Genomic DNA, 19,812 nt, shown 5'->3' on the forward strand with positions numbered 1-19,812 from the left:
AGTGGTAAAATAAATAAGTGTGAGAAAACGCATTCTATGCATAGATATAGCGAGAAATATCGTGAAAATGGAGGAATCAGAGTGAAGTATGTCGAAGTAAAAAATGAATACAAACGATACAAAATGGGAGAAACGACCATTACAGCAAATGACGATATTTCTTTTTCAATTGAAAAAGGCGAATTAGTGATTATACTTGGTCCAAGTGGAGCAGGAAAGTCAACGATTCTTAATATTTTAGGTGGGATGGATACACCTGATGAAGGTCAGATCATTATTGATGACACAGATATTGCGCAATTTTCAGATAAACAGCTTACTGCTTACCGACGAACAGATGTAGGGTTCGTTTTCCAATTCTACAATCTCGTTCCTAATCTAACAGCAAAAGAAAATGTGGAATTGGCAACGGAAGTTTCTCCTGATGCGCTTGATCCTGTAGAGGTATTGAGGCAAGTGGGCCTAGCTCATCGATTGAATAACTTTCCGTCCCAATTATCAGGAGGCGAACAGCAGAGGGTTTCAATTGCTCGTGCACTAGCTAAAAATCCCAAACTTCTTTTATGTGATGAACCGACAGGCGCGCTGGATTTTGAAACGGGCAAGCAAGTATTGAAATTATTGCAAAACGCTAGCAGACAACACGGCAATACCGTTTTGATCATTACACATAATTCTGCTTTAGCGCCCATCGCTGATAGAGTCATTCACATTAATGATGCTAAAGTAAGGTCTGTTGAATTAAATGATCATCCTTCATCCATTGATGAGATTGTATGGTAGGGGGATTTTATGAAAACAAGAACATATCTTAAAGCAGGTTTTCGCGAAATTCGGCAATCTAAAGGACGATTCATTGCAATCATCCTTATTGTCATGCTAGGAACACTTTTATTTGTAGGTGTCAAAACTGCTGGACCTGTCATGCAAAAAACGATGGATCACTATGTTGGTACAGCAGGACTTTCTGATTTGCAAATCGTTTCTACTGGTGGCTTGACACAAAAAGATATTGCTCAAGCAGAAAAGATCCCAGATGCAAAAGTAGAAACAGGAAAACAGATCTATTATTCCAATACTGGCAAAAACGAAGTGATTCAAATATTTTCTTATAACAAAAATAACAAGCAGAACAAGCTACAATTAACTGATGGAAAACTCCCGGAAAAACCAAACCAGCTTGTATTGGATGAAAAAGCGGAAGATGAAGGGTATAAAATCGGTGATATTTATCAGATTGATTCAGATGAATTGAAAGAAAAAGAGTATACCATCACGGGCTTTGTCCGTTCTCCATTGTTCATCAACAATTTGGAGAGAGGATACGCGAACGTCGGAAATGGTAGCGTCGATTATTTTGTCTATTTACCTGAATCCGTTTTTAAAACAGATATTTATTCTGTCTTATATCTTGATTTTACAAACGCAAAGAATTTGAATACGTACAGCAAAGCTTACAAAGATAAAATGGAGCAAAATCAAGAAAAGGCAGAAAAGTATTTACAAGATCGACCCGAAGAACGCTTAGAAGAGCTGAAAAAATCGGCCAACGAAGAATTAGAACCGGCACAGCAAAAAATAGCGGATGGCAAAGCACAAACAACGCAAGCAAGAACACGGTTAGAAGATGCTAAAAAACAGTTAGCGCAACAGTCAGCAACTATCCAGCAGCTTCCTGAAGCGCAACGAACAATCGCTGTTCAAACATTATCTCAACAAGAAGCTCAACTTGCTGAACAAGAAAGGCAATTAGTTGAGAAAGAACGTGAACTGGCCTCTGCAGAGGAAGAATTGAATCGAAATGCAGAAAAAATTGAAAATTTAACTAAACCATCATACCTATACAATGAACGTTCAGAAAATGTCGGTTTTCAAGAATTTGGTGATCTGTCTGATCGTATCGCTGCGATTGCCAATGTTTTTCCTGTTTTCTTTTTCTTTATTGCTGCATTGATCACCTTTACGACAATGACACGTATGGTAGAAGAAAACCGCAGGGAAATCGGGACATTAAAGGCGTTAGGTTATACGAAAGTTGAAATCGCAAAAAAATATGCAATCTATGCAAGTCTAGCCTCAGGGATAGGCATTGTTTTAGGAACGATATTAGGAACGAATCTTTTGCCAAGGATCATTTTTGAGCTGTCTAACGAGCGGTATGATATTGGGAGTGCGCTTATTTTTTATGACTGGCCGCCGATTTTACAAGCAGCTGCCGCATTCTTCATTGCCGCATTTGGCGCTGCAATGATCGTTTTATTCAAAGATTTAAGAGAACGGCCTGCTGCATTGCTTCAACCGAAAGCACCGAAGCCAGGGAAACGCATTTTTCTTGAATACATCACTCCGCTGTGGTCACGCCTTAGCTTTAATCAAAAAATCAGTTACCGAAATCTCTTCCGATATAAGTCAAGAATGCTTATGGCGATTATCGGAATTGCTGGATGTGCCGGGCTGATGGTTGCAGGCGTGGGATTGAAAGATTCTCTAAGTTCTGTCTCAGCCAAACAATTTGGACCGATCATTGACTATCAAGCAATCGTTACATTGGATTCATCCACGGAAGATAGTCGTCAAAAAGCAGCGGATATGCTGCAGAAGCAAGAAAAAGTAAATGAGATCCTAGCTATTCATACTCAAACCGTAGAATTGAGAAAAAAAGGACATGCTTCGCAAAGTCTGACAGTGATCGTACCAAGTAAAACAGCTGATTTGGATCGTTTTATCCATTTAACTGATCTTGAAGAGAACCCACGCTCCTTGCCTAAAACAGGAATCGCTATTACGCAAAAAGCAGCAGAACTATTTGACTTATCTACAGGAGATCATATTTCGCTTTATGATGAAGATCAAAAAGAATGGAAAGTCGAAGTAAAAGAAATCGTGAAAAACTATCTAGGTAGCTTTATTTATATGTCCCCTGAATATTATGCTTCAGTTACTGATCAATCGATGATGGATAATGCATTTTTGCTGCGTACAGATAAGATGACAACAAAAGAAGAAGAAATGCTTTCCGAGAAACTGCTTGCCACAGACGCTGTGACAAATACGTCTTTCATGTCCAAACAAATCGAAACGCAAGAAGAATCAATGGCGAACTTAGACTCGGTTGTCTTAATCTTTGTCGTATTATCAGGACTGCTGGCTTTTATCGTCTTGTATAATCTAACTAATATCAATATTTCCGAGCGTGTACGCGAATTATCTACAATAAAAGTCCTTGGATTTTTTGATAAAGAAGTCACGATGTACATTGTTCGAGAAAATATCATCTTTACTCTTTTAGGAATCATCGGAGGATTTGGTGTAGGATATATATTGACTGACTTCATCTTGCAACAAGCGTCTATGGAGAATGTCATCTTTCCATTAGTGATCACATGGTGGGCTTATGTCTTATCAGCAGGATTAACTATCGTATTCACGGTTATTGTGATGATCGTTACCCATTTCAAATTAAAGCATATCGATATGATTGATGCGTTGAAATCGAATGAATAAAAACAGAGGTTGTGAAAAAGCTGTCCTGCATCAAGTAATAAGAACAGCCAAACAAAAATAGCTTCTCATATTTTTCGTTTGATTGGGCGTATTACCGCAGATGCAAGCTTTTAAACACCGCTTAAGGAAGAGGTTGTGAAATCAGCGTTTTGAGCTAATAACGAGGGTCAGCTGCTAATTGAACACCGTGAATCAGAGGTTGTGAAAAAGCTGTCCTGCATCGAGCAAAAAGAATACTCAAATAAAATTAGCTCCTCATGTTTTACATTTGAGAAGACTGATTGCCGTAGATAAAAGCTTTTGAGCACCATTTATAGAAGAAACAAGAATATTTTGCTATTTTAAACAAGAGGATAGACAAATACATGTCTGATCTCTTGTTTTTTATTGGGCAACAGACCTCTTAGAATGTATAAAGATAAATTTTACAAACGCTTTCGGTTCAGTTATAATAATAAATGATAACTTGTATATATAAGTTTTGGTAGGTAATAAATCAGTTGAATGGAGGTAAATATCCATGACATTTAAAGACAAAGTCATTTACCAAATCTATCCCAAATCTTACAAAGACAGTAATGGTGATGGAATTGGAGATTTAAAAGGAATCAAAGAAAAACTCCCGTATCTGAATGATCTAGGCATCGACATGATTTGGCTAAACCCTATTTATCCAAGCCCTCAAAAAGACAACGGTTATGATATCTCTGATTACACAGCCATCGATCCTATCTTTGGTACGATGGAGGAATTCGAACAGCTAATAGCCGAAGCAAAGAAATACCGGATAGAAATCATGCTCGATATGGTGCTGAATCACGTTTCGACAGAACATGAATGGTTCAAAAAAGCACTAGCAGGGGACCAGCATTATCAGGACTTCTTCATTTTAAGAGAAGAGCCAACGGATTGGGTATCAAAATTTGGTGGAAGTGCTTGGTCGCCATTTGGAGATACGGGGAAATATTATTTGCACTTATATGATCGGACACAAGCTGACTTGAACTGGCGGAACCAAGCAGTAAGAGAGGAACTATTCAAAGTTGTTCGTTTTTGGATGGAAAAAGGGGTAAAAGGATTCCGTTTCGATGTTATCAATGTTATCGGTAAAGACGAACAATTGAAAAATAATAAAGAAAATGATGGCAAACCTGAATATACGGACAAACCAATCACCCATACGTATCTAAAAGAATTGAACCAAGCAACGTTTGGGACGGATTCCACTATCATCACAGTCGGTGAAATGAGCTCTACGACGATCGAAAATTGTATCTTGTATACAGAACCTAGTAGAGAAGAATTATCAATGGTCTTTAATTTCCATCATTTGAAAGTCGATTATGAAAATGGGAATAAATGGTCTACTCCTCCATTTGATTTTGCAGAATTAAAGCGACTATTTCATACATGGGGAGAAAAGATGAGTGAGGGTAACGGCTGGAATGCTCTATTTTTTAATAATCATGATCAGCCACGTGCGCTCAATCGATTTGTAGCTATCGATCAGTATCGAAAACAAGGAGCAGAGATGCTAGCAACCATGATCCATTTGAACCGTGGGACGCCCTATATTTATATGGGAGAAGAAATCGGCATGATCGACCCAGACTATTCATCGATTTCCGACTATATTGACGTAGAAAGTTTGAATGCTTATAAGTTACTCCTTGAACAAGGATTCACAGAAAAAGAAGCGTTTCGTCGGATCAAAGCAAAATCTCGCGATAACTCTCGAACACCCATGCAATGGTCAGACACAGAACAAGCAGGATTTACTACAGGGAAACCTTGGTTAAAAGTTGGAGGCAAGCTAGAAGAGATTAATGTAGAAAAAGAACTATCTTCTGAAGATTCTATTTTGTCCTATTACAAGAAATTGATTCGGCTGAGAAAAACATATCCAATCGTTGCACAAGGAGATTATCATGCTTATGAAGCAAATCATCCGGAAGTTTATGGCTTTCTTCGCCAATTTGAAGGACAGCAGCTGCTTGTATTAACAAATTTCTATGATAAAGATACAAGGATCGCCATCCCAGAAGGATTCACAGAAGCCAATATTCTTATCGATAATTATTCCGATACTGTTCTTCATCAAAGTCTGGAGCTAAAACCATACCAGGCAATTGCTTTGCTGAAAAATTAAAACAAAAACACAAAACGTCGTTCCTACGAGCTATTCTCGTAAGATCGACGTTTTGTGTTTTATTTAAAATAATCTTCTTCAGAAAATGAAGAGTTTTGATACTCTCCTTTATCGCCATAAAATTTATTGTAGCGTTGTTTGAATTTACGGAAAATAAAAGTAACGAGTAATTTGACTAACGTATAGATAGGAATACCAAAAATAACGCCCACAATTCCCATTAGATCACCCATGACAAGTAAAACGATTAAGATCGTAATCGGATGGATCTGTAAACGATCACCCATTACTCGAGGAATCACCAAGTCACCGTGGAGAAGTTGTACGGCAAACCAGACAATGACAAATTTGACAGCCATAAAAGTAGAGTCTTGGAATGCAATGATCAAACCTGGAAAGAAGGCGATAAACGGCCCAATATATGGAATGATACATAACAACCCAGCAGAAATAGCTAAAACACTAGCAAATTCTAATCCGATCAGTAAGAAACAAACCCAGTAGACTGCTCCAAGGATAAATGAAGCAATGATTTGCCCCTTTAGAAATGAACCCAATTGTTGATTAGCAATCTTTGTCAAATTTTTAAAATCTGTACGAAATGCTGGTGGGACAATCGCTAAAACTGACTGATAAAATTTTTGAGGATCTCTCAAAAGGAAAAAAGCGACAATTGGACCAGTAAATAAAGTAATAAAAATAGCTGTAACAGTTGAAAAAATGTTGCTGATCCGTTGTGCGCCACTTTCCCAATAATTTCCAATAAATCCAGCTATATCAGACGTCACGTCGTCAATAGAAGCGAAAAATTGATTAAATGAATCGGCAAAAGGTGTTTTCTCCAAAAATTGTCGGAGACTCTCTTGAAAATCTTGAAACAAATCTGGCAAACTACTGATCAATGTCTTTGCCTGTTCTTCAAGAAAAGGAACAAGCCATACGCTTCCAAGCCCCAATAAAAATAAAATAATCACATAAACGATAATGACTGACAAGTTCCTCGAAAGGTGCTTGCTCAAACGTTTGATGACTGGTTCCAAAAGATAATACAAGATCAGTGCAAACAATAATGGGGGCAAGATAGTAGCGATAATGATTCCGACAGGCTTGAATATAAACGAGATCTGATGGAAAAAATAAATGATCAGCGCAAGTAAGATAACTATTCCTAAAACATAGTAAGAGGTTTTTCCTCCTAAAAAGCGGATCAAACGATTCGTTGTATCTGTTTCTTTTTTCAATCTTTTTCCTCCTTTATCTATAACTTCATTATAGACAAAAGCGGGTATAAAAGGAAAATGATAGAGGTTGATTGCAAAAATATCGTCAATCATTCACATAAACTTTCTCATCAATTAAAATAAGAAAACGCTTGACAGTTATTTTAACCATATGATAAATTAAATCCTGTTGCTAAAACGTAACTATTACGGTTTACAAAAGGCGAATCGGAACATTCAAATGAAAGAAGATGAGAAGAGGAGTGTCATAAATGAAACGATTGATAGGTATATTGGCCATGCTGGTTTTAGCAGGTATGTTAACTGCTTGCGGGGCAAGTGGGAAAGCCGAGGACAGTAAAGAAAAATTGAGCGTGATGACGACCTTTTATCCCATGTATGATTTTACAAAAGCAATCGTCGGGGATGAAGGAGAAGTAGAGTTATTGATTCCAGCAGGGACTGATTCCCACGATTATGAACCTTCTGCTAAAGACATGGCAAAGATCCAAGATACAGATATCTTTGTTTATAATGATGAAAACATGGAAACATGGGTCCCCGCAATCCAAAAAACATTACAAGAAGGCAATGTCCATACGATAAAAGCGACAGAAGGTATGCTTTTACTTCCGGGAAGTGAAGAAGGACATGATCATGACCATGAACACGGGGAAGAAGGCCATACACACGAGCTAGACCCACATGTATGGCTAGCACCAAGTTTAGCAATCAAGCAGGTAGCAAGCATACGTGATCAGCTGATTGAAGCTTACCCAGAAAAACAGGAAGTATGGACAAAAAATGCAGCAGCCTATACCGAGAAACTTCAAGCACTCCATCAGCTTTATCAAGAAACCTTTAAGCAAGCAAAACAAAGATCTTTTATCACGCAACATGCTGCATTCAACTATCTGGCATTAGAATATGGATTGAATCAAGTATCGATTGCTGGTCTTTCTTCTAGTGAAGAACCGTCTGCGGCGAGAATCGCTGAACTGAAACACTTTGTTAAAGAACATGGAATCAACTATATTTATTTTGAAGAAAACGCCAAAGATAGTATTGCCAGAACGTTAGCAAATGAAGCAGGTGTATCTTTAGAAGTATTGAATCCTTTGGAAGGATTGACGAATGAACAAATAGAAAATGGAGAAAACTATCTTTCTATCATGGAAGCAAACCTCGAAGCGTTGAAAAAAACGACAGAGACAGAAAACCCGTTAGAAGATACTTTGACCCCCAAAAAAGAAAAGAGCGTCTATAACGGTTATTTCGAAGACGAGGATGTACAAGATCGCTCTCTTTCAGATTGGGCAGGAACTTGGCAAACAGTAGATACGTATATAGAAGATGGGACATTTGATCCTGTTTTTGAATATAAAGAAAAATTGAATCAGGATAAGACAGCACAAGAATATAAAGAATATTATACGAAGGGCTATCAAACAGATATTGCTTCAATCAAGATCAGTGAGAAAGAGATGGCATTTACGTTTAAGGATGGAACAACGAAACGTTCAAATTATCGTTATGTAGGGAAAGAAATCTTGACCTACGAGGCAGGAAACCGTGGCGTAAGGTATCTATTCGAAGCAGAAGATAAGGAAAGTGGCGCTTTTAGATATATTCAATTCAGTGATCACACGATTGCACCGGCTGACTCCGAACATTTTCATTTATATGCAGGAAATGAAAGTCAAGAAGCATTGCTGAAAGAAATGGAGAATTGGCCAACATTTTATCCAGATACAATGGATGGACGTGAAATTGCACAGGAAATGCTTTTGCACTGATAGGCAAAAAAGAACCGAAGGGTTTGGATCGGCTGGTCATTTAGTCGGTCCAAACTATTCGGTTCTTTTTATGAAATCAATTTCTTTAATCCACGGATAGAGGCTGGGATGGTCTCGCCGTTTGCCAACGTGACTTCTCTGGTTTTTTTATTAATCGACCGCACATTTTGTGTATTGATAACATAGGATTTATGACAACGGATAAAATTCCGATGCATTTTCTCGATTTCTTTGATCTTCTCATAGAATTGTAATTGGGCATGAGTCAAATGGACTTCCAGTTTATGTGGTGCTCCTAGCGAAGTAGAAAAATATTGGATGTCTTTGATCGGTAAAAATTTGATCTCATCATTAAACTCTATTTTGAAGATATCTTTTTGGATCTGGGACATTTGAAAATCTTCGAAAATTTTGCTCAGGATATGCTCGACATTTTCTTTTAAATCATAAAGATCCTCTTTGACGATATAATCAGTCGGTTCAATGTTGCTTTTTAAGATTTTCATCGACATTTCCGTATGGGAAGTCACATAGATTATTTTTCCTAAAGGATCTAATTCACGGATCAATTTACCGATCGCTACACCATCCATTTCACTGTCTTCTAGTTCGATATCTAAAAAGTAAATACCAAAAGAAGAAGTTCTGATCTTGGCTGCATTGAGAAGTTCTTCCGGATCAGAGGTAGAAATATGGACATAACTGTCTAAGTTTTCAATCATGATTCTATTTTTGATCACCGTTGATAAAACTTCTAATTGTTTTGGATCGTCTTCACAAATATAAATGGGAATCATATCATTACTCCTTTATTTTATTTGTATATAAATCGTTTGAGAAAAACGCTGGTTTTCAATTGATGTTTCAAGGAAAAGATAAGGATTGGTCTTTGTCAATTCATCCAAGATAAACAAGCCAAGGCCTTCGTTTTTTGGATTTGTTTTTGTTGAGAACCCTTTTTGTTTCAACTGGTTTAACGGCAATGTATTTGTTGTTGTATTGATCACACGAATCATTACGGAATGATTCTTCTTGAGTATGGTCAATTCGATTTTTTTCTTCTTTGCAGCACTAGCTCCTTCAATCGCATTGTCCAAGATAATACCAAGCATACGTACAAGGTTTACCGTATGTTTCGTATCCAGTTCGATTGGCTCAGGAAAATGAAGCTGGACGACCAACCCTTTTTCCTGTGCCATCATGAGTTTTAATGACAGTAAACTACGGATCTCAGGAACTTTCATATTATCCAACATACTTAGATTGGCCGGAAAAAGGTTCATCATCTGGCGTGTAGGTAATATCGTTTGATCATAATAAGACCGTAATCCTTCTAAGTCGCCTTCTGAAATATAGCTGTGAAGAGAAAAAAGCAGATTTTGGTAATCATGTTTGAATTCTCTCAAGTCTTGATAGTTTTTTTCTAGATCTTTGATATAATCCTGTTGCATCCTGACTTGTTGCTCTAATAACTGATCAGCTAATTTCTTATTAGAGATTTTCCAATAATAAACCAAGATGATCAGGCCAACACACAGATATAGAATGAAAAAACTCGTATTCAAAGCTAAGACATCAGGTGTTTCACCAGAAAAACGGGTATAAAAAATAATGATATAGTATGTAAATAATATCAATGTCCCGATCGTACCGATCATACGGCGGTCCACAGTGTGAAACCAAGTCTCTAACGTTTTTTTAAAACAAAAAGCTAATAAAGCAGATAAAAAAGCGGATAAGGCAATGTGAAAATACTGCAATGAATCTCCTGGTTCAATAACCGAAGATTTCAAAACAAAAAAATCGCCGATGCTTGTTAAGTGATCTCCTAAAAGCGACGTCAATAACCCAAAAGGAAGGGCGTAAACCAATTGTTGACGCGAAGTCGAAAAGAAGAAAAAAGTAAGCATCAGCATTCCTATAGCAATTAGAGCAGTAAAAATCCCTAAAATCGAATAGACCCATCCAATCAAAATACAAGAAATCAGAATGACTCCCGCAAACAGATATTTGTATCGGATGTGATGGTCAATCAATAAGATACAAATTGTGTAAATCAAATATTGCAACGCTATGGACCATAAAAACATAAAGTACAGCTCCCATTGATTTTTACCAAATTATAGCACAATTAGCGTATTATTTTTTTAATTTTTCAGGGATTTTGAATTCAGAACTCATACCAAAGCAGCAGCCAGATACAAAAAAGTCAGATAAGTTAGTTAATTGTTTAATGATTGTTTTTTTCATGAAAGATTCCTCCAAAATTCATCAAGTAGTTTGTAATAGGAAGCAACGTAGCTATTTCTAAAACAATCCCAAGTAGCAAATAGGTAGAAAAGTAAGAAGCTGAGAAAAATAAAGTAATGAGAGAAAAAATTAGAAACATGCTGATCGCCTTCTTTAATAATGGGGGACGTTTCTCGGGTTCAATGGGATTGATTGCTGTACCTCTTGATCCATAGCGAAGCAGTAACAAAAAGCAGCTGATTAACAAAAAGACCATCATTGGGAAGGAGATAGTCAATTGCAGATGTTTCATCACCAAGGGAACGCCCCATAAATAAAGTAGTGTCCACAGCAGACAAACGAATTCAGAGTCGGAATGCAATCCATAAGCATATCTGCGGATGCAGATATAAGAAAGAAAGGTGATTCCTGTTTCCGCCCATGAGCCTGTCACCAGAGAAAAGACTAGAACGACCGCTAGTTTTCCAAGATTATTCAATAAAACTTCTAAGGCAAATTTTACTTGGACATACACCATATCTTCTTCCGATTTGTCTCCGCTGAATAAGGCTTCTAATAATTTGTTCACAACTTTATCTTTCATCTCATACGTACCTCCACCACAAATTTTATGCTAAAAAAAATAAAAAACGTCTTTTGTTTCATAAAAAGTGGTTTTGACATCAAAACCGTCATGATTTCCTAAAAAAATCTTCGTTTTCCAAGAACCTTACCAAAAAAAGTGACAGTTTTGATACGAAAAGTACTTTTTATGACAAGTTTGTGCTTTTTCGAGTGATTTATGTTAAAAAATTACTGACCTTATAAAAGGTGATGGAGGGATTCTTATGGAAAATGAACAATTGTTTGAAGTCGGCGAAACATATGCATTTAAATCTGATTTATTTGAATCACCAATAAAAGGAAAAATAGAAAAAATCTATGAAAATAGTGTGATGATACGTGTCATGAAATGCGCAGTAGAAGACAATGATACCGCTCATAATCTGCACTGGCAGTTAGTTGTACGCAAATCAAGTACAATAGAAGAATAAAAACAGATAAAATGTTGAGAGCATAAAGAGGTTGTGAGTCTCCCGTTTAGCTCTGAGTTACAAGGAATAATGTTAAAAAACAGCTTTTCATGTTTTATGAATATTGCCTTGTGACCGAGGTGTTGGCAGGAGAATACTGTTTATTTGAAAAAAGGGCTGCGACAAGACTTTTGTCACAGCCTTTATTTTCATGAATAGGAGTTACTTTTGGCTACTTTTAGAGAAGTAGCATTTAAGGAGCAGATAAAGTCAAGGCTTTTATTTCTATAAATGAAGTAGTAAAATGAAGAACAGATTTTATTACAGGAAGGATGCCGATAATTGTGATCATTGTTGCAGGAACGATCGGTGCAGGGAAAAGCACACTGACTGAAATGCTTGCCCAAGATTTAGAAACAAAACCTTTTTATGAGAACGTGGAAGATAATGAAGTATTGCCGCTATTTTATTCTAATCCAGAAAAGTATACTTTTTTATTACAGATTTTCTTTTTGAACAAACGCTTTTTGGCAATCAAAGATGCTTTCAGCCATGATGACAACGTACTAGACCGCTCCATCTACGAAGATAGTATGCTGTTTCATTTGAATGCAGATTTAGGGCGTGTTTCTGAAGTAGAAGTAAAGCAGTATGAAGGTCTTTTAGAAACGATGCTGAAGGAGTTAGAAGAAATTTCGCCACAAAAGAAACCAGATCTACTGGTTTATATTCGTGTATCCTTTGAAACTATGTTAGCGAGAATCAAAAAAAGAGGCCGGGAATATGAACAGCTAGAACAAGATCCTGAACTCTATTCCTACTATAAAGAACTCAATCGACGATACGAAGAGTGGTATGAACAGTTTGATATATGTCCCAAAATAGTGATCGATGGGGACAAATATGATTTCGTAGCCGATCCGGCATGTGGAGAACAAATCGTACAAGAAATCAAGATGCGGGCAAAGAAAATGACAGAAGAGGCAGATGCCCAGTCGATCCGCTACACTACAAATAACCCGAAAGCAAAGGGAATCTTTACAACTAAATAATATAAAAACTAAGCAAATTGCTCACTCGCAGATATTTCTCTGTGAGCAGCATCTTGCTTAGTTTTTTTGATTCATTGAGATCAAATAGTGAACCGATTCGTATGATAAAATTGCCATAAATGAAATGTCTGAGTGAGGGCCATGATCAAAAATAAAATGGAAACGATCAAAATCGAATGGGCGCCAAACAGATGATGACAGAAAACAAGGACAATAGCTCCTGCGATAAAGGCAAGAACGACACTTAGATAGTGGAAAAATCGATCAAAATCTGCTTTTTCTTTAGAAATACAATAATCATATAAGTTCGTTGCTACCCCTTTTAAATTTCCAGTTGTAAATAAATTAGTGTAGGCACGCCCGTTGATTTTATCAAAAGCTACCCACTGGATCGATGCAGTAAAAGCAATCAAAATCGTTACTAATGCGGGATGCTCATGGACGGGTGTCAAACTAACAAAGAAAAAAATCACTGCTTCATAATATAGAACAAACAAGCGCCAGAAATGTTTTTCTTTTTTTCTAAAATAATCAATCAGATACTTTGTTAGAAGAATCCCTAAGAAAAAGAAAAGGGTAGACAATACTTTTTTACCAACACTTAGCCATTCTCCGTCAAATGCTTGGATGATCGATAGAATGATATTGCCAGTTTGAGCAGAGGCAAAAGCACCATATTGGATATAAGTATAACTGTCCATGGCTCCTCCGATAAATGTCAGCAAAAGTCCTATTGTACGCCCCTCGTGAAAGGAAGTCTGCATTTTTTTCATCACCTTTTATGAATATTTTTGTCTTCCTTATCTTAGCATAAACGATTGAAAAAAAGGAAAAATTTTCAGAAAACTAAAATCATATCGCTTCCCATTTTCATTTTTAGAAAGGTCTGTTAGTATAAAGAAAAAATAGACAACAAAACTTTAAATAACCAACTTTAAATAACCAACTTTAAATAACCAACTTGAAATAAACAAATTCAAAGAAGAAAGATGGGAAGGAAATCAATCAGTTGAATGAAAAAGAAATTCTCCGATTACAAAAAGAATTGAAACGCTGGGAGAACAAGTATAAAAAGCTTCAACAAGTCTTTCGGCTACAAGAAGAAATCATTGCTACCTATGAAGCGGCTTATGGCGAAGCACCCGGACTTATTGAGGAAGAAGTACAAGTAAAAGAAAGTGAAGGAAACAGCTCTTTCTTTAAAATGATGGAGAAACGTTCCTATAATCGCTTCAATCAAGAACAAAAAGCAGCTATCACATATGATATGAAGAAACATCTTCGAATCATAGCAGGAGCTGGGAGCGGCAAAACGCAAACAATCTGTGCAAAAGCTGTTTATCTGATGACGCAAAAACAAGTAGACGAAGAACGCATACTAATGATCACTTTTACAAGGAACGCTGCAAATGAACTAAAAAAACGAGTAGATAATTTCAGCCAGAGAAAAACCGCTGTCCATATCGGAACATTCCATAGTATCTTTTTTAGGATATACAATGAAATTTGTCGAAAATTTCCTGAAGTAGCAATGCAAGGAATACAAGGAGACTTTTCAAAGGATACTGCACAAAAAGTGAATGCTGTTTTGCAACAGCTGATACGTAAATATAATCTTTATATATTTGATCAATATGGAGAAAAAACGATTGCTTCTCGGTTAGACTATTGGCAGAATATGAACCTTTCAGTAGAAGAAATGGTTCAGTTAGTTAAAGAAAAATATGATTCCATTGATAAGAATGCACGACAGCCGATATCAGAACGACTGTATGGATTGCTCACGGAACTCCAAGAACAAAAAAGAAGCCAGCAATTGCTAGAGTTCAATGATGTACTCCAAAATCTGAAAAGCGCTTTGGAGAATGAGGAGATCCAGCATTATATCGGCCAAAAATATGATTATCTATTCATTGATGAATTTCAAGATACTAATCCACTTCAATGGGAAATCGTGAAACGGATGACAAAGGAAAACAGGATCAAGTTGATTGTTGTTGGAGATGATGATCAGAGTATCTATGGATTCAGAGGATCAGAGCCAGCATACATCAAGAACTTTGAAAAAGAATATCCTACCAAAACTCTTTTCTTATTAACTAATTATCGTTCTCGGGCAGCTATTGTCCAAGGAGCAAATAGATTGATCAGCTATAATAAAAATGATCGGATACCAAAGGCGATGATTCCAGCACAAAAAGAAGCAGGTGTTATGGAAGCCTATTTGTTTTCTGATACTAAAGCAGAAAGTCAGTGGCTAATCAAACAAATTCAGACATTTATTCAAAAAAATGGGAAATATAAGGAATCAATCATATTATACCGATCAGCTTCACAAACGCAGCAGCTTGTCCAATCTCTGCTGAAAACGAATATTCCTTTTGTACTGGAAGCAGATAGTCCATATGAAGGTATCTTTGGTATCAAGTCTTTCCAACATTTCTATCAAAAAATTGTTCATTGGCAAACAGCACTGAATCTGCAAAAGAAAAATCAGGCCTACCAGCAATTGCTCCGGCAGCTGATGGCAGACTGCTACCTGAAAAAAAGTGAATGCGATCAATACTTTTCTCCTAAATATCAAAATATAGCCGTTGCAGATTATATTTTGTCGATAAGCCCCAATTTAAAATCGAAATCTGCAGAAATCCGAGAGTTTGAGGAAGCGTTGCGTAAAACAGACCAGCATCAAGAAATCTATTCGCTTGTTCAAAGCTATCTTCATCTGCCACGTATAGCTAAGGAAATCGACCAGAGTGATCAAGAATGGATACGAGAAGAAGTAAAGCAGCATGCTACTTTCAGAAGACTCCAAGCCTTATCGCAAGAAACCCAAGCGACAGCTAAAGAATTAAAAACCCGCTTGATTGCTTACAGACAAGGAAAACTTGATGCACTATGTATCCAGAGCATTCACAAAAGTAAAGGTCTTAGTTACCGAAATGTCTTTTTGATTGGTTGTAACGAAGGAAGTTTGCCTTATAACGGAGCGACAGAAAAGAAAGTAATCGACTTTAATGAAATAAAAGCAGAACCAGTGACGACGATAGAAGAAGAACGAAGACTATTTTATGTTGCGATGACTAGAGCAAGAAATCGTCTGTATCTATGTGTACCTCAAATGAAAAATTCAAGAAAATTGAAAGTATCGAGATTTATCAAAGAAACCGGGAGTCGTGTGAAAAAAGGAAAGTGATAGAAGAGAGGGTGTGACAGAAGTGGTCAGTTTCAAGAAAGAAGAAGGAATGTACGAAAATTGCTTCTCAAATTTTTGTGAAACTTCAGCTTATTTTCGAAGAAGCTATTTCTGGAACACAGTTTATTCGGAAAAAGGAGGTGTGACAAGAATTTTGTCACACCTCCCTTATTTATTTTAAAAATGAGAATACTATTATCAAAATAGAGAATATATAGAATAATTCTCATTATTCAAACGTAAATAATCAGTTATTTTGATTTTTTTTTTTTTTATATTTTATTAGCTAATAATTGGTATTTTAAAAAAAATTACTGTAGAATTGGATTATAATTAAAAAGGAGTGAGAAAATGATAAAAGTATATACTTCGCCTAGCTGTACTTCCTGTAGAAAAGCAAGAGCATGGTTGCAAGCGAATCAACTTGAATTTGAAGAGAAGAATATTTTTGCCGAACCGTTAACAGAAAGTGAGATCAAAAAGATCTTGGCAGCGACTGAAGGAGGAGTTCAAGATATTATTTCCACTCGGTCGAAAATTTACGAAAAGCTGGGCATAGATTTTAACGAATTAACTTTAAAGCAAATGATCGTCTTATTCAAAGAATATCCTTCATTATTGAGACGACCTATTTTGATTGATGAAAAAAGAATACTAATCGGATTTAATGAAGATGAGATCCGGTCATTTGTCCCTCGTGAAATTCGATGTGTTGCCAGAAATCTGATCTATTTACAAAACAATAACATCTTAAATTCATAGGGAGGGAGCCTTCGTGGAAGTGAAAGTCTATGGATCAGCGCACTGTGTAACAAGTCTGAAGGCGAAACAATGGTTAGAACACCATCAATTGCCTTATCAATTTGTTGACTTAGAAGAACGCGATCTAAGTACAGAAGAAGCAGAAGAATTATGCAGTTTTGAAGAAGTGCAAGCAGAACAGCTATTTGCGACTTGGTCTGAGGCTTTTCACAACATTGCGATTGACCTTTCCTGTGTAGGAAAAAAACAACTGATTTTTTTATGCACACAACATACCAATCTCCTCAGACGTCCTTTGATTATTATCGATGAAGTTCTATTTATTGGATACAATGAGCAGTTGATGGAACAGCTTATCTTAAATAAATAGACTTTAACTGTTTTAATCAAGTCACTGAGCATTTCATACAGTTGTAACAGTCGAACACTTAGCATCAAGCGTGTTATGTGTTCTTTTTTTGACTTTATTTTTCTACTATAGAGACATGCTCAATTTATAGAGACATGCTCAATTTATGTGGTCAAAATTCAAATCTAGGTGGGGATATAGAGTTAAAAATATATTGACATGTGTAAATTTACATGATATATTCATTTCTGTTGTTTTAAGTAGCAAAGCAATAAAATAGTATTTTAAAAAACATATAAAATAGTTGTTGACATGTTGGAAATGACATGATAAGATAACTGAGTCGTTGAAAAAGAACCACTTGCGAAGCTTGATTCTATCGAAAAAAACTTCAAAAAAGTTCTTGACAAATAACAAACGATAAGTTATGATAAATGAGTTGCTGAAAGATTTCGAAAAACGAAATCGAAAAAAACTTTTAAAAAAGAGTTGACAATCGCTTGTCTCTCTGATATGATATAAAAGTTGCTACGGCAGCCAAAAACGAATCGGGAAACACTCTCGATGAAGTAGACCTTTGAAAACTGAACAAAGTAAGACAAACCAAATGTGTAGGGCGTCTTGATTCAATTCAAGACAACAAACATTTTTAACAAGCAAGCAATATGCTAGCAAACAAATTGAGCTTAACAATCGCAAGATTGTTCGAACTTTTTATGAGAGTTTGATCCTGGCTCAGGACGAACGCTGGCGGCGTGCCTAATACATGCAAGTCGAACGCTTCTTTTTCCACCGGAGCTTGCTCCACCGGAAAAAGAGGAGTGGCGAACGGGTGAGTAACACGTGGGTAACCTGCCCATCAGAAGGGGATAACACTTGGAAACAGGTGCTAATACCGTATAACAATCAAAACCGCATGGTTTTGATTTGAAAGGCGCTTTCGGGTGTCGCTGATGGATGGACCCGCGGTGCATTAGCTAGTTGGTGAGGTAACGGCTCACCAAGGCCACGATGCATAGCCGACCTGAGAGGGTGATCGGCCACATTGGGACTGAGACACGGCCCAAACTCCTACGGGAGGCAGCAGTAGGGAATCTTCGGCAATGGACGAAAGTCTGACCGAGCAACGCCGCGTGAGTGAAGAAGGTTTTCGGATCGTAAAACTCTGTTGTTAGAGAAGAACAAGGATGAGAGTAACTGTTCATCCCTTGACGGTATCTAACCAGAAAGCCACGGCTAACTACGTGCCAGCAGCCGCGGTAATACGTAGGTGGCAAGCGTTGTCCGGATTTATTGGGCGTAAAGCGAGCGCAGGCGGTTTCTTAAGTCTGATGTGAAAGCCCCCGGCTCAACCGGGGAGGGTCATTGGAAACTGGGAGACTTGAGTGCAGAAGAGGAGAGTGGAATTCCATGTGTAGCGGTGAAATGCGTAGATATATGGAGGAACACCAGTGGCGAAGGCGGCTCTCTGGTCTGTAACTGACGCTGAGGCTCGAAAGCGTGGGGAGCAAACAGGATTAGATACCCTGGTAGTCCACGCCGTAAACGATGAGTGCTAAGTGTTGGAGGGTTTCCGCCCTTCAGTGCTGCAGCTAACGCATTAAGCACTCCGCCTGGGGAGTACGACCGCAAGGTTGAAACTCAAAGGAATTGACGGGGGCCCGCACAAGCGGTGGAGCATGTGGTTTAATTCGAAGCAACGCGAAGAACCTTACCAGGTCTTGACATCCTTTGACCACTCTAGAGATAGAGCTTCCCCTTCGGGGGCAAAGTGACAGGTGGTGCATGGTTGTCGTCAGCTCGTGTCGTGAGATGTTGGGTTAAGTCCCGCAACGAGCGCAACCCTTATTGTTAGTTGCCATCATTCAGTTGGGCACTCTAGCAAGACTGCCGGTGACAAACCGGAGGAAGGTGGGGATGACGTCAAATCATCATGCCCCTTATGACCTGGGCTACACACGTGCTACAATGGGAAGTACAACGAGTTGCGAAGTCGCGAGGCTAAGCTAATCTCTTAAAGCTTCTCTCAGTTCGGATTGCAGGCTGCAACTCGCCTGCATGAAGCCGGAATCGCTAGTAATCGCGGATCAGCACGCCGCGGTGAATACGTTCCCGGGCCTTGTACACACCGCCCGTCACACCACGAGAGTTTGTAACACCCGAAGTCGGTGAGGTAACCTTTTGGAGCCAGCCGCCTAAGGTGGGATAGATGATTGGGGTGAAGTCGTAACAAGGTAGCCGTATCGGAAGGTGCGGCTGGATCACCTCCTTTCTAAGGAATATTACGGAGACTACACAATTTGTTTTTACTTTGTTCAGTTTTGAGAGGTTTACTCTCAAACACTTTTGTTCATTGAAAACTGGATATTTGAAGTAAATGTAAGTAATACAAACCGAGAACACCGCGTTGAATTTGAAAGCTGAACAAATTGTTTAGCCTAAAGCAAAATAGGCGGACGGCTATAAAATCTTTGATTTTATGAGACGATCGATCTTTTTGCCGTACAGGCTGATTTGTGAG

General features: G+C 37.7%; 14 protein-coding genes and 1 rRNA gene. 10 read left to right on the top strand and 5 right to left on the bottom strand.

The genetic code is table 11. The annotated features are described in order from the left end of the window. The first annotated feature begins 81 nt into the window (after positions 1–81). From ACIFUW_RS01895 to treC, 3 genes are all read left to right on the top strand, one after another. Entirely contained in the window at positions 82–783 is a 702-nt protein-coding gene (locus ACIFUW_RS01895) for an ABC transporter ATP-binding protein (RefSeq protein WP_002296067.1), read from the top strand. Between the two features lie 9 nt (positions 784–792). After that, positions 793–3,504, top strand: a complete 2,712-nt coding sequence (locus ACIFUW_RS01900) for an FtsX-like permease family protein (protein ID WP_002301347.1) — start codon at positions 793–795, stop codon at positions 3,502–3,504. A gap of 520 nt (positions 3,505–4,024) precedes the next feature. Then, entirely contained in the window at positions 4,025–5,653 is a 1,629-nt protein-coding gene (gene treC, locus ACIFUW_RS01905; protein WP_002286285.1) for an alpha,alpha-phosphotrehalase, read from the top strand. Between the two features lie 59 nt (positions 5,654–5,712). Here treC and ACIFUW_RS01910 read toward each other — a convergent pair whose 3' ends face one another. Beyond that, positions 5,713–6,987 carry an AI-2E family transporter gene (locus ACIFUW_RS01910; RefSeq protein WP_370678019.1) on the bottom strand — a complete coding sequence of 425 codons (1,275 nt, stop codon included), beginning with the start codon at positions 6,985–6,987 and terminating at the stop codon, positions 5,713–5,715. Positions 6,988–7,145: 158 nt separating this feature from the next. Here ACIFUW_RS01910 and ACIFUW_RS01915 point away from each other — a divergent pair, with 158 nt between their 5' ends. Continuing rightward, positions 7,146–8,669 (top strand): zinc ABC transporter substrate-binding protein AdcA, encoded by a 1,524-nt coding sequence (locus tag ACIFUW_RS01915; RefSeq protein ID WP_002321451.1) that lies wholly within the window; start codon positions 7,146–7,148, stop codon positions 8,667–8,669. A gap of 68 nt (positions 8,670–8,737) precedes the next feature. Here ACIFUW_RS01915 and ACIFUW_RS01920 read toward each other — a convergent pair whose 3' ends face one another. The 3 genes from ACIFUW_RS01920 to ACIFUW_RS01930 form a co-directional block, all read right to left on the bottom strand. Next, the gene (locus ACIFUW_RS01920) at positions 8,738–9,466 is read right to left on the bottom strand and encodes a LytR/AlgR family response regulator transcription factor (RefSeq protein WP_002286278.1); all 729 of its coding nucleotides are present in this window, start codon (positions 9,464–9,466) and stop codon (positions 8,738–8,740) included. 12 nt (positions 9,467–9,478) lie between these two features. After that, complete coding sequence (locus ACIFUW_RS01925; protein WP_002298495.1) at positions 9,479–10,759, bottom strand: sensor histidine kinase; 1,281 nt, start codon at positions 10,757–10,759, stop codon at positions 9,479–9,481. Between the two features lie 140 nt (positions 10,760–10,899). Continuing rightward, entirely contained in the window at positions 10,900–11,502 is a 603-nt protein-coding gene (locus ACIFUW_RS01930; RefSeq protein WP_002296063.1) for an accessory gene regulator B family protein, read from the bottom strand. A 244-nt stretch (positions 11,503–11,746) separates the two neighbouring features. On the opposite strand from ACIFUW_RS01930, the gene ACIFUW_RS01935 reads away from it, so the two are divergent. Together ACIFUW_RS01935 and ACIFUW_RS01940 are read left to right on the top strand one after the other, a co-directional pair. Then, on the top strand, positions 11,747–11,953 hold the full coding sequence (locus ACIFUW_RS01935) for a hypothetical protein (protein WP_002286271.1): 207 nt from the start codon (positions 11,747–11,749) through the stop codon (positions 11,951–11,953). 311 nt (positions 11,954–12,264) lie between these two features. Then, positions 12,265–12,984: a deoxynucleoside kinase gene (locus tag ACIFUW_RS01940; protein ID WP_002321450.1), complete on the top strand. Its 720-nt coding sequence runs from the start codon at positions 12,265–12,267 to the stop codon at positions 12,982–12,984. An 80-nt stretch (positions 12,985–13,064) separates the two neighbouring features. On the opposite strand, the gene ACIFUW_RS01945 is transcribed toward ACIFUW_RS01940, so the two are convergent. After that, positions 13,065–13,748, bottom strand: coding sequence for a YoaK family protein (locus tag ACIFUW_RS01945; protein ID WP_002286265.1), 684 nt, complete (start codon positions 13,746–13,748; stop codon positions 13,065–13,067). Between the two features lie 245 nt (positions 13,749–13,993). Between ACIFUW_RS01945 and ACIFUW_RS01950 the strand changes: the two genes are divergently transcribed. The 4 genes from ACIFUW_RS01950 (at position 13,994) to ACIFUW_RS01965 (ending at position 19,563) form a co-directional block, all read left to right on the top strand. Beyond that, positions 13,994–16,180, top strand: a complete 2,187-nt coding sequence (locus tag ACIFUW_RS01950; protein WP_002286261.1) for an ATP-dependent helicase — start codon at positions 13,994–13,996, stop codon at positions 16,178–16,180. A 351-nt stretch (positions 16,181–16,531) separates the two neighbouring features. Then, positions 16,532–16,942 carry a Spx/MgsR family RNA polymerase-binding regulatory protein gene (locus ACIFUW_RS01955; protein ID WP_002286258.1) on the top strand — a complete coding sequence of 137 codons (411 nt, stop codon included), beginning with the start codon at positions 16,532–16,534 and terminating at the stop codon, positions 16,940–16,942. 13 nt (positions 16,943–16,955) lie between these two features. Next, entirely contained in the window at positions 16,956–17,312 is a 357-nt protein-coding gene (locus ACIFUW_RS01960) for a Spx/MgsR family RNA polymerase-binding regulatory protein (RefSeq protein WP_002286247.1), read from the top strand. A 691-nt stretch (positions 17,313–18,003) separates the two neighbouring features. After that, a 16S ribosomal RNA gene (locus tag ACIFUW_RS01965) occupies positions 18,004–19,563 on the top strand. Positions 19,564–19,812: the final 249 nt, after the last annotated feature.

It is taken from the genome of Enterococcus sp. PLH-Efm8 (genome assembly GCF_053011625.1).

Excerpts from the sequence above, each read along its gene's own strand:
- ACIFUW_RS01900 (WP_002301347.1), top strand. The coding sequence starts at position 793 with ATGAAAACAAGAACATATCTTAAAGCAGGTTTTCGCGAAATTCGGCAA.
- treC (WP_002286285.1), top strand. The coding sequence starts at position 4,025 with ATGACATTTAAAGACAAAGTCATTTACCAAATCTATCCCAAATCTTAC.
- ACIFUW_RS01910 (WP_370678019.1), bottom strand. The coding sequence starts at position 6,987 with ATGATTGACGATATTTTTGCAATCAACCTCTATCATTTTCCTTTTATA.
- ACIFUW_RS01915 (WP_002321451.1), top strand. The coding sequence starts at position 7,146 with ATGAAACGATTGATAGGTATATTGGCCATGCTGGTTTTAGCAGGTATG.
- ACIFUW_RS01920 (WP_002286278.1), bottom strand. The coding sequence starts at position 9,466 with ATGATTCCCATTTATATTTGTGAAGACGATCCAAAACAATTAGAAGTT.
- ACIFUW_RS01925 (WP_002298495.1), bottom strand. The coding sequence starts at position 10,759 with ATGTTTTTATGGTCCATAGCGTTGCAATATTTGATTTACACAATTTGT.
- ACIFUW_RS01930 (WP_002296063.1), bottom strand. The coding sequence starts at position 11,502 with ATGAAAGATAAAGTTGTGAACAAATTATTAGAAGCCTTATTCAGCGGA.
- ACIFUW_RS01935 (WP_002286271.1), top strand. The coding sequence starts at position 11,747 with ATGGAAAATGAACAATTGTTTGAAGTCGGCGAAACATATGCATTTAAA.
- ACIFUW_RS01940 (WP_002321450.1), top strand. The coding sequence starts at position 12,265 with ATGCCGATAATTGTGATCATTGTTGCAGGAACGATCGGTGCAGGGAAA.
- ACIFUW_RS01945 (WP_002286265.1), bottom strand. The coding sequence starts at position 13,748 with ATGCAGACTTCCTTTCACGAGGGGCGTACAATAGGACTTTTGCTGACA.
- ACIFUW_RS01955 (WP_002286258.1), top strand. The coding sequence starts at position 16,532 with ATGATAAAAGTATATACTTCGCCTAGCTGTACTTCCTGTAGAAAAGCA.